We start from the raw sequence: 11,692 nt of genomic DNA on the forward strand, positions 1-11,692 counted from the left end.
GGCGGGAACACCTGCGTCATCAACCCGACCGACACCAGATCCGACAACCGCCGAGGCGACTCCGGCTTCACCCAACCAGCACGAGGCATCCACCCAAACTACACGACTGAAGTACTAACTGAACGGTATTGCTGCTAGATGTACTCGGCCAGGACGTTGGTGACGGTTTGACGTAGGTGAGGACCTTCGGCTGATGTGGAGTTTGCCGCTTCACAAAAACCGAGAGGTCCTCATGTCTCACCGTAATGCCCGACTCACGATCCATGGCCGCCTGCTGCTCGTTGAACGCATCCAAGACGGCCAGCCCGTCTCGCACGTCGCGAAGGCCGCCGGCGTCTCTCGTCAGTGCGCAACGAAGTGGCGCGACCGCTTCGATGCCGAAGGCGTCGATGGTCTTCATGACCGCACGTCGCGCCCGCATCTGATCGCGAACCAGACCTCACCGGAGGTCGAAGAACAGGTGCTGGCAGCGCGTCGTGAGCATCGCTGCGGACCCGACCAACTGTGTCACGAGGTTGATGTTCCAGCGCGCACGATCACTCGAATCCTTCGCCGCAACGGCGTCCCCCGTTTGTTCGAGTGCGACCCGTTGACCGGTGACGTGATCCGCACGTCCAAGACCACCGCGATCCGCTACGAACGCGACCGGCCGGGCGAACTGGTTCACATGGACGTCAAGAAACTCGGGCGCATCCCGCCCGGCGGCGGCTGGAAGGCCCACGGCCGAAAGATGGGCTCCACCGCTGCGAAGAAGAAAGCCAAGATCGGTTTCGACTACGTCCATTCGATCGTCGATGACCACACACGTCTCGCGTATTCCGAGATCCACGACGATGAGAAGGGCGAGACCTGCGCCGGGTTCTTCGAGCGTGCCATCGAGTTTTACAAAGGTCACGGGATCACGATCGAACGGGTCATGACCGACAACCACTGGAGCTACCGAAAGACGGTCCGTCTCGCCGAGCTGATCGACGGGATCGGCGCCTCTCACAAGTTCATCCGACCGCACTGCCCATGGCAGAACGGCAAGGTCGAACGCTTCAACAGGACCCTGCAAACCGAGTGGGCCTACCGACAGATCTACGAGACCAACGCAGCACGCTCAGCGGTTCTGCCAGACTTCCTGCACCGCTACAACCACCAGCGGCGACACCACGGACTCAAAGGTCAAACACCCATCAGCCGACTGTCACCAACCTCATGACCGAGTACAGCTAGACCCGGGCCGCAGCCGTTGGCGTCTTGGATCGCCCACACCGGAGGCCTGAATTCTGGCCAGCGAACGACAGCAGCGCCTCGTCGTCGTCGGGTCGGCATTGACGGTGGATCGTTCGATTGATGCTTGAGTACCTGCGTTCAGGGCTGGTGCGGCGTGATTGTCGGTGTCAACATCAATGACGGTTTCTGCCAGAGCGGGCAAAGAGCTTCTCGTCAACTTGGGGAGCGTTCGGTTCCGGTCCAGGTCGAAGTTTGGCCAAACTGTGACGGCACACGCCGACAATCAGCTGGTGGTCAAGCTCATGATCAGGCCAGGTATTCCAACCGCGCCCGGGCCGATAAACGGCTGTGGACAAGTCTTTAGCGATCCCTCGCAACATGAGTTTTCCCGCTCGGCCTCGGCCAGTGACGCTTCGATCGCGTGTTCACGGCCTCGATCTCCTTCAGACCGAGCCGCTGACGTTCCGTGGAATCCAAAATTACACTTGACATCAGGTTCACAACTCGCGAGTGTTGGAGACGTCGTCTGGGGGCCAGCGACTGAAACGAAAGAGGGGAGATAAGAATGGCATTGCCATCTCGTGGCTCGGGTTTAGCCATCTCCGAGGACCTGCAAGCATCGAAAGACGGTGGAATTCGACCGTTGCTCGAGGTGCGAAACTTGAACGTTTACTTTCGCAACCGCACCACCGATGTCCAGGCGGTTCGCGACCTCTCGTTCACTATTGCTCCGGGCGAGACACTCGGGATGGTGGGTGAGAGCGGAAGTGGTAAATCGGTCTCAGCTCTCTCGTTGCTTCAATTGCTAAAGTCGCCGCCAGCGGTCGTCGAAGGGCAGGTATTGCTTGACGGTATTGACCTGCTGTCGCTGTCACCGAAAGAGATTCGGTCAATTCGTGGCCGCGACGTGGCGATGATCTTTCAGGAGCCGATGACGGCGCTTGATCCTCTGTTCCCTGTGGGCCATCAAATAGCGCAGAGTCTGCGGGTTCACCGAAAAATGTCTCGCAAAGCAGCGAAAGTGGCGGCGATCGAAGCACTCGAACAGGTGGGAATCCCGCTACCAGCGCGTCGCTACGGCGAGTATCCGCACCAACTTTCAGGTGGCATGCGCCAACGCGTGATGATCGCATTGGCGATCGTGTGCGAACCACGTCTATTGATCGCTGACGAGCCCACAACTGCTGTGGACGTCACTATTCAGGCGCAGATCCTTGATCTGCTGCTGGAATTGAACCGCGACACCGGGATGGCCATTCTGCTCATCACGCACGATCTCGGGGTGGTGGCCGAGTCCTGTCAGCGTGCCATCACGATGTACGCCGGTGAGGCCGTTGAGCACGGGCCTGTGGATGACCTGTTGAGCGAACCAAAGCATCCCTATACATCGGCTCTGTTGCAGGCAATCCCGCGGGTTGAGACGAGGGGCCTGAAGCTCCGGTCAATCCCTGGTCGGGTGCCGGGGCTGGCCGAGATGCCCATCGGATGTCGATTCATGGCCCGCTGCGAGTTCGCAGAAGAGGCTTGCGCTGAATATCAGCCGATGCGCTCGGTTGGTTGTCGCGGCGTGCGTTGCTGGCGCCATGATGAGTTGCAGCTCGCGGGAGCGGTGCAGTGACTGCCGGGGCCATGAATGGAGTCTCGACCCTGGAGCCATTGCTGAGGGTCGAGGACCTTAAAGTCCACTACCCGGTCAGCGGATCACGTAAATCAAAGGTCCGCGCAGTTGACGGTGTGAGTTTCGATGTCTTCCCGGGTGAAACACTCGGAGTGATCGGAGAGTCAGGCTCCGGCAAGTCGACCGTGAGTCGGGCTGTCGCTCAGCTCGTCGAACCGACAGCGGGCAAGGTGTGGTTCCGAGGGCAATCAGTTTTCGATCTGTCGATGACTCAGCGCCGTGAGATGCGACGCCATATCCAGATGGTGTTTCAGGATCCGCACTCCGCACTCGATCCTCGGATGACTATCTGGCAAAGCGTCTGCGAGCCGCAGCGAGTTCAAAGAGTGGGTTGCACCGCTGACCAACGTGAGCACGCCCTGCAACTCCTCGAACGCGTCGGTCTGACCGAGAGCCATGCGAAGCGCTACCCGCACGAGCTCTCGGGGGGACAGAAGCAACGGGTGTCGATCGCCCGGGCACTCTCGCTTCAGCCTGATCTGATGCTTTGTGACGAGCCAGTCTCGGCACTTGATGTGGCTCTGCAGGCGGACATCATGAACCTCTTTGCCGAACTCCAAGCAGAGTTCGGTCTTGCCTACCTCTTCATCACACATGACCTGAGCGTGGTGGCACACATCGCCGATCGGATAGGCGTCATGTATCTCGGGCAGTTCATGGAACTGGGCTCGATCGATGAGATCATCGATCATCCAGCGCATCCGTATACGGATGCGCTGATCAAGGCGCAACCTGTGGCGCTCCCGAGCTATCTCCGGACCAATGAGCGGGTGCACCTTCAAGGTGACATTCCCAGTCCCATCGACCCTCCCAGCGGGTGCCGCTTTCGGACGAGATGTCCCTATGCCGAAGACCGCTGCTCCGCCGAGGTTCCTGAATGGCGGGAGGTGTCACCCGGCCACTGGGTGGCTTGTCATTTTGCGGGCCAGATCCAACTCGGAGCGTCAAATTCTGGCCGTACATCGGTCGGTAGTTAGCCGGAACGTGCCGGGGATAAGGCCCTGGCAGGTGCGGATTCACTGTGAACACCATCATCAAAGGAGACTTCATTGCTAGGAAAGACAACGAAAGTCGTACGAAGTAAGAGCAGTACCAGGCTGGCTGCCCTCGTTGCCGTCAGCGTCCTGCTTGTCGCGTGCGGCAGCGACGGAAGTACAGCTAACGACTCCAACGGTGGCGAAACCACAAACGGGAACACAGAAAGCACGGACGCGAACACAGAAAGCACGGACGCGAACACAGAAAACACGGACGCAAACACAGATAGTTCGGCTGGCGGAGATTCAACGAGTGCGGAAACCCCCGCTGAAGGCGACCCGGTACAAGGTGGGACGCTGAGAGTGGCCCACCCTACGGCACCGACCACACTTGATCCGGCCGCAGGCAACTCTGGATATGACCACATCTACCTGTATCCGATGTTCGACACCTTGGTGAACTTTGTGCCCGAGACACTTGAGGCCCTACCTGGTCTCGCTTCGTCGTGGGAGTTCACCGACGAAACCACTTTGGTACTCAACCTGAACGAGGGAGTCAGCTTTCACGATGGCACCGCCTTCAATGCCGAGGCCGTGAAGGCCAACCTTGAGCGATCCAAGACATGGGAGAAATCGAACATCGCTGGCGACCTCATCAACGTCGACACCGTGGACGTTGTCGACGAGTACACCGTGCAGATCAACCTGACTCAGCCCGATACGGCGCTACCGCTGATCTTGTCTGACCGCGCCGGCATGATGGTGTCACCAACAGCTTTTAACACCGACCCGGATGGTTTCGGTCAGAATCCTGTCGGAACCGGGCCATTCCAGTTCGACGAATGGCTGACCGGCGAGTCGGTCACGGTCAAGCGGAACGACAACTACTGGGGCGATCCCGCCCACCTCGACTCGATTGTGTTCAGCATCATCATCGACCGCGACACCGCCATCAATGCCGTTCTTTCCGGTCAGCAGGACTTCACGTTCAACGTTGACCCAACCCAGCTTGCACGGGTCGAGAACGAAGATGGCATCGTCAACAACCAAAGCGCAGGCTTGTTTCATTACGAGTTCTACACGAACAATGGCCGTCCACCGTTCGATGATGTTCGTGTCCGACAGGCGATGAATTACGCAATCGACCGTGACTCGTATCTCCAGGCTACGCAGTTCGGTACCGGCGAAGTGGCGTGGCACCCCATCCCTTCTGCGCACTGGGCATTCCCTGCTGACCAGGTTCCGACCTATGGCTACACCCCGGAGAAGGCACGTGAACTGCTTTCAGAAGCGGGTTATGCCGATGGACTCACGATCGAAGTTGTCGGTTGGACAGCTGATCCGGACGTTCGCCGCGCTGAGGTCCTCCAGCAGCAGCTCGCAGATGTTGGCGTGACGATGAACATCACGGCCACGGAGGTGCCGCAGGCGACTGCAGCCTTCTTCAACGATAAGAACTACGACGCCTACTTGGCAGCGTGGACTGGTCGTCCCGATCCGTCGCTCACCTATTCGTTGCTGTTCGGCATGGGCGGGTACTTCAACGCCGCCGCCTACGAGGCGCCAGGTCTCGAAGCAGCGCTTCAAAAGACCCGAGCAGTCTCTGATCAGGGTGAGCGAACTGAAGCTTTTGGCGAAGCGTCACGAATCATTGCCGACGAAGCGCTGTACGTCCCATTGGCCTACCCGCCCGACTTTGCCGTCTACCGCGACACCGTGCAGGGATATGTCCCGAACCTTCTGGCCAAGCCGAAGTTTGCCTACATCTGACTCACGGAATAGCCAGCAGAACCAGGTCCGGGTGAGCCTGCCCTTTTGGCAGCTGACCTGACCACCAGAGTTTGACAGCACTGCCCCGTCCCCGACCAAATCCCCTGAGCTCGTGGGACGGGAGCGGTGCGTCATTCACATCGCACGCCAAATTATCGGAACGCAATACGGACAAATGAAAGGAGTCGGAGATGGGTCGGTTCATTCTCAGACGACTAGTTACCCTGGTTCCAACGATGCTGCTTGCATCGTTCGTCGTCTTCGCCCTTCTCCAACTCATCCCTGGCGACCCCGCGGTGGTGATCGCCGGTGAGTACGCAACGCCAGAGCGTCTGGATGCAATTCGCGAACAGCTCGGGCTCAATGAGTCGTTTTTTGCCCAGTACATCCACTGGCTTGTGGGCGTCCTCCAAGGAGACCTTGGTACATCATTGTTGAACCAGGGTGAGATCGTTGAGCAGATCACCCGTCGAATGCCAGCCACACTCACGATCGTTGTTGGTGCACTCATCTTTTCCCTGGTGATCGGGCTGCCTCTCGGCGTTGCGGCGGCCCGCCGCGCTGAACGGCTCAGCGATTCCGTGATCACCGGCATCTCGACTCTGGGCGTGGCGATGCCCAACTTCTGGCTGGGAATGCTGCTGGTGGCGGTGTTCAGTCTCAAGCTGGACTGGCTGCCGGCCACTGGTTCAGTCGGCATTACGGAGAATCCCTGGCAGGCAGTTCAGCACGCCCTGCTGCCATCCATAGCCCTCGGAGCCGTCGGGGCCGCCGAACTCGCACGGCAGACGCGAAGTGCTCTGATCGGTGTTCTGAATTCAGACTTCATTCGTACTCACCGGGCAAAAGGCCTCAGCGAGAATAGAATTATGTGGGTCCACGGCCTGCGGAGCGCTGGCATCCCGATTGCCACGACCTTTGGTCTGCTGGTCAATCGCTTTCTCGGAGCAACCGTCGTCATTGAGGCAGTCTTTGGCATTCCAGGATTGGGAAGCCTCATCGTTGCTTCCACGTTCAACCTTGACTTTCCCGTCGTCCAAGGCGTCGTCTTGGTGATGGTCGTGATTGTCGTCTTCGTGAACTTTCTGGTCGACCTTTCCTACCGGCTGATTGATCCACGGATCCGGACCTGAGGAGCCCAACATGACCACGACAGTCAACGCCGCGAGACAGCCTGGATTATCCAATGAGGCGGCACAAGCTTCCCGCCTTCGAAAGTTTCTTCAGTGGGCACGACGAGAACCTGCGGCGGCGGCAGCCATCGCTTTCCTCGCGCTACTTGGTGCCATGCTGGCCTTGGCGCCGCTCATCACCTGGCATCTCCCCGAGACACAGGACTTTGTCAACACCCTCCAAGGGCCAAGTTGGAATCACCCGTTCGGAACCGACGACCTCGGCCGCGATATGTGGGCGCGTGTGATATTTGGCGGACGAGTGTCGATCTCTGCTGCATTTCTGGCCGTCATCGTTGCCACCGTCCTCGGTGTTCCTATCGGCGTCCTCACCGGCTATTTGGGTGGCAAGTTCGACGACATCGCCATGCGAGTGGTCGACACACTGATGTCGTTCCCAGCGATCATTTTGGCCATCGCTGTCACTGCGGCCCTCGGCCCGGGTGTAAATAACGCAATGATCGCTGTGGGTATCGTTCTGGCGCCCATCTATGCGCGCTTGATGCGTGGACAGGTCATGTCGGTGAAAGGCGACCTCTATGTTGAGGCTGCCAGGTCGTATGGGGCCCGCCATCGCGAGGTTGTTCTTCGCCACATCATTCCAAACTCAATTCAGCCAGTGATCGTGCAAAGTGCGCTCACCCTCGCGGTTGCTCTCATCGCCGAGGCCAGTCTGAGCTTCCTCGGACTCGGAGTTCAGCCCCCTCAGTCAAGTTGGGGGTCAGTCCTCGGCCGTGCCTATCGCAACATGTACCACGATGCAACGCAGATGCTGTACCCCGGTGGCGCCATCTTGCTGACGGTTCTGTGTTTCAACACCCTCGGGGACACGTTGCGCGTCCTGCTCGACCCAATCACCAGAAGGAGTCGCTAACCCGATGACCAATACGAACCAGCAACCGGCCGAGACCGCCGAGCTACGACCGCCATGGATGGCCGACCTTGAGGATCGCCGTGCAGCAGCCGCCGAGATGGGTGGCGCCGAGCGTGTCGCCCGTCAACACGACAACGGTCGGCTCACTATCCGCGAGCGTCTTGCAGGTCTACTCGATCAAGGAAGCTTCCGCGAGATCGGTGGTATCTCGGGCAATGCGATGTACGACGAGGAGGGGAAGCTGCTTGAGTTCACCCCCACAAACTTCGTGTTTGGTCAGGGGCGCATTGACGGTCAGCGCGTGGCCGTGGGCGGCGACGACTTCACGGTCCGCGGTGGCTCGTCTGACGCATCGATTCCGGAGAAAGTCATCTACTTCGAGCGTATGGCCGGCGAGTTGCGGATCCCGTGTGTCCGCCTGATCGAGGGGAGCGGCGGTGGCGGCAGTGTAAAGTCGCTTGAGGACATAGGGCATACGTACATACCGGAAAATCCGGCATGGGACGATGTCGTTGATAATTTATCGCGAGTTCCAGTCATAGCAGCGGGGCTCGGACCCGTGGCCGGTCTTGGAGCGGCGCGTATGGTGACCAGCCATTTTTCAGTGGTCGTCAAGGAGCAGTCGCAGATGTTCGTGGCCGGTCCTGCAGTCGTGGCTCAGGGCATGAACGAAGATCTGACCAAGGAGGAACTTGGCGGTTGGCAGGTGATCTGCCGATCCGGTGCGATTGACAACGCTGTCGACACCGAGGAAGAGGCTTTCGAACAGATCCGTACTGTCCTCTCCATTCTGCCCCCGAACGTCTGGACTTTGCCATCGCGAACCGCGACGAGTGATTCGCCGGACCGGATCGATCGTGCGCTCCGAACGATGATTCCGCCCGAGCGCCGCCGCCCGTATGACTCGAGAGCAGTCCTGCGGTCGGTATTCGACGAAGGCTCGCTCTTCGAGATCGGGCGACTCTACGGTGGTTCCGCGATCACGTGCTTCGCTCGACTGGATGGATATCCGGTGGCAGTGCTCGCAGGCGATCCAAAGGTCTACGGATCCGCAATGACCGCTGAGTCGGCTCGCAAGACAACACGTTTCGTGGACCTTGCCGACACCTTCAACATCCCCGTCGTCCATTTTGTGGACCAGCCCGGGATCCTCATCGGTTCGCACAGCGAGAAGACCGGAGCGATCCGCGAGGGCGCACGGGCATTGTCGGCCGTGTACGAAGCGACCGTGCCATGGGCGTCCGTGATTGTCCGTCGAGTATTTGGGGTGGGTGGTTCCGCTCACCGGAATCACCGTCGACACGGATTTCGTGTGGGCTGGCCGTCGGGCGACTGGGGTTCGCTTCCGATCGAGGGCGGACTCGAGGCGGCGTACAAGCGGGTTCTCGCTGAGGCTGATGACCCCGAAGCGATGCGGGCCGATATCGAACGCCGTTTGAATGACATACGCTCACCATTCAGAACGGCTGAGGCCTTCCGGATCGAGGACATCATCGATCCGGCTGAAACACGGCCGATGCTCTGCGATTGGGTCGAGTCGGCCTACGCACTTCTGGCCACCACCGACCTCAACAGCACCCGCCGTCGCTGCCGCCCGTGAGCAACTCGACAATTCCCGAAGGGTTATCAGTGGAGTCCGACATTGTCCTGCCCACTCTGATCCGTCGCCGCGCCAAGGAATCGCCAGACCGAGTTTTCCTCGAACATGTCGATGGTTCGAGGATGACGTACGGCGAGCTTCAGGAGAAGGCAGACCTCTGGTCCGGTGTACTGGCCGCACTCGGTGTCACGCCGGGGTCGACCGTTGTTTCCCTTGTGCCGACATCATTCGAGACCATTGCTTTGTGGATGGGAGTCGCCCGGCTTCGGGCAATCGAGGTACCAGTAAACACGGCGTACGTCGGACGCATGCTCGAATATGTGCTTGCTGACTCGAAAGCCGATGTATTCGTCGTGGATGTCCGTTTCGCCGAGCGGTTAGCGGATGCCAGCCAAGCTCTCCAGGGTCGCACCGTGATCTTTGTGGGCGGACCCGCTCCCTCGATAGAAGGCGCCGCCAGGGTAGTGGAAGCGAGGAACGTCGTGACGTCGTTCAACGATGCCGATTGGCCCGAGCCGGAGCCTCATGACATTGCAACCATCATGTATACGTCGGGAACGACCGGAGCCTCCAAAGGCGTACTCGTCACGTGGGCCCATTCGATGGCTTCGGCGATCGGCTGCTTCCCCGAAGCAGACTTTGGAGAGGACGACGTCTGGTACGGCCCATTTCCTCTCTTTCACGTATCTGGAAAGGCGCCAATCCACAGCATGGCTCACGCCAATGGCCGTGTAGTTCTTCGTGAAGTCTTCAACACCGGTCAGTACTGGGAAGACATTCGTCGCCATGGTTGTACAGCCACGTTGCTGATGGGGTCGACAGCCGTATTCCTGGAGTCGCAGCCGCCGTCAGAGGATGACCTGGACCACCCGCTTGAAAAAGTACTCATGTCTCCGTTGCCCGATGACGTCAATCGATTCAAAGAACGTTTCGGTGTGCGTGTGAGGAGCGTCTTCAATATGACGGAGATTAGCTGTCCGATTCAGACGTCTTGGGACCTTGTCGATGGCCGCAGTTGCGGGCGTGTAGCACCGGGCTACCAGTGCAGAGTGGTCGATGAACACGATGAGCTCGTTCCACCCGGTGTGCTCGGCGAACTCGTGGTGCGCGCTGACAAGCCTTGGGTGCAGATGGCTGGCTACTGGAACATGCCGGAGAAGACAGTCGAGGCATGGCGGAACTTGTGGTTCCACACGGGCGACGGTTTCATCTGCGACGAGGGGGGAAACTTTTACTTCGTGGACCGCCGCAAGGATGCGATCCGCAGACGCGGGGAGAACATCTCCTCGATGGAGGTTGAGGCCGATATCAACACTCATCCTGATGTCATGGAAAGCGCTGTTATTGCCATCCCGTCGGAATGGAGTGAGGATGAGGTGATGGCGGTGATCGTTCGCCGACTCGGTTCGGACCTGGAAGCCTCAGGGCTTTATGACTACTTAGTTCCACGCATGGCCAGATTCATGTTGCCTCGATACATCGCCTTTGCTGACGAATTGCCGAAGACTCCGACCGAAAAGGTGCGAAAGGCCGTTCTTCGCGATCAGGGCGTCAGATCCGACACGTGGGACAGGGACGCTGTGCTCGGCGACCGGTGACCGAAGTAACTCAGGTAGTTTTTCGAAGTGACCAACGTTCCCCCAACTCCAAAGGCCCGGCGAACCAGAGCGCGGATCCTCGCGGCGGCGCAGGTTGTCTTCGAGCGCAAGGGCTTACACGCTGCTCGGATCACGGATATCGCCGAAGAGTCGGGGCTTTCTCCATCCGCTTTCTACCGATACTTTGATTCGAAGGCCGAAGTGCTCGAGGCCGTGGCGCTCTCGTCGTTCGACGCCGTCTTTGAGGCGGTCGGGGCTCAAGATGCCGTCGAGCGGAGCCTGACTCCAGCAGAGCGTTTCCGACTGGCGAACCGCCGCTATCTAGCGGCCTATTGCGATAATGCGCTCGGGATTCGTTTGCTCGAGCAATACGTCGCTACCAATCCATTATTCCGGGAGCATCGACGCGGGATCAACCAGCGGTTCATCCCCCGTCTGGGCGCTGTATTCGGGCAAATGATGGAAGCAGGTCAGATCGATGATCGGTACGACCCTCGATCACTTTCCGAAGCATTGAGCGCAATGGTCGACCGGTCTGCTTATATCAACTTTGTGTTGCGCGGCCACCGGTTGGTGCCGGAAGGCCTAACTGAGACAATTGACATTCTTTGGGACAACGTACTCGGCCTTGCCTCACCGGAGTGGGTGCCGACGATGCAAATAGTAGCCGCTCCCTACCCCTGGATGTATGCCCGGGATTCGGGGCGGGAGGTGGCTTCGGCAAGGGGTATGAACACACAAGAGCTCTTGGAGCAAGCAGCCACGAAGGTTTTTGCCGAGCGCGGGTTCCTCGGATCGCGTATGA

Annotated in this window: 9 protein-coding genes; all 9 read left to right on the plus strand. The window is 59.2% G+C overall.

The genetic code is table 11. From position 1 onward, the window contains the following. The first annotated feature begins 232 nt into the window (after positions 1–232). On the plus strand, positions 233–1,204 hold the full coding sequence (locus tag ACH2EI_RS10525) for an IS481 family transposase (RefSeq protein WP_395154773.1): 972 nt from the start codon (positions 233–235) through the stop codon (positions 1,202–1,204). A gap of 666 nt (positions 1,205–1,870) precedes the next feature. After that, the gene (locus tag ACH2EI_RS10530; RefSeq protein ID WP_395159968.1) at positions 1,871–2,836 is read left to right on the plus strand and encodes an ABC transporter ATP-binding protein; all 966 of its coding nucleotides are present in this window, start codon (positions 1,871–1,873) and stop codon (positions 2,834–2,836) included. A gap of 116 nt (positions 2,837–2,952) precedes the next feature. Further along, entirely contained in the window at positions 2,953–3,873 is a 921-nt protein-coding gene (locus ACH2EI_RS10535; protein WP_395154771.1) for an ABC transporter ATP-binding protein, read from the plus strand. A 363-nt stretch (positions 3,874–4,236) separates the two neighbouring features. Further along, positions 4,237–5,643: an ABC transporter substrate-binding protein gene (locus ACH2EI_RS10540; protein WP_395159964.1), complete on the plus strand. Its 1,407-nt coding sequence runs from the start codon at positions 4,237–4,239 to the stop codon at positions 5,641–5,643. Positions 5,644–5,834: 191 nt separating this feature from the next. Beyond that, the gene (locus ACH2EI_RS10545) at positions 5,835–6,776 is read left to right on the plus strand and encodes an ABC transporter permease (protein WP_395154769.1); all 942 of its coding nucleotides are present in this window, start codon (positions 5,835–5,837) and stop codon (positions 6,774–6,776) included. Positions 6,777–6,786: 10 nt separating this feature from the next. Beyond that, positions 6,787–7,689 (plus strand): ABC transporter permease, encoded by a 903-nt coding sequence (locus tag ACH2EI_RS10550; protein ID WP_395154768.1) that lies wholly within the window; start codon positions 6,787–6,789, stop codon positions 7,687–7,689. A gap of 4 nt (positions 7,690–7,693) precedes the next feature. After that, positions 7,694–9,289, plus strand: coding sequence for an acyl-CoA carboxylase subunit beta (locus tag ACH2EI_RS10555; protein WP_395154767.1), 1,596 nt, complete (start codon positions 7,694–7,696; stop codon positions 9,287–9,289). A 29-nt stretch (positions 9,290–9,318) separates the two neighbouring features. Continuing rightward, positions 9,319–10,887: an AMP-binding protein gene (locus ACH2EI_RS10560; RefSeq protein WP_395159970.1), complete on the plus strand. Its 1,569-nt coding sequence runs from the start codon at positions 9,319–9,321 to the stop codon at positions 10,885–10,887. Positions 10,888–10,914: 27 nt separating this feature from the next. Next, a partial coding sequence (locus ACH2EI_RS10565) for a TetR/AcrR family transcriptional regulator (RefSeq protein ID WP_395159966.1) occupies positions 10,915–11,692 on the plus strand: 778 nt, incomplete at its 3' end.

Source organism: Ilumatobacter sp. (genome assembly GCF_041688325.1).
Classification (GTDB): Bacteria; Actinomycetota; Acidimicrobiia; order Acidimicrobiales; family Ilumatobacteraceae; genus Ilumatobacter_A.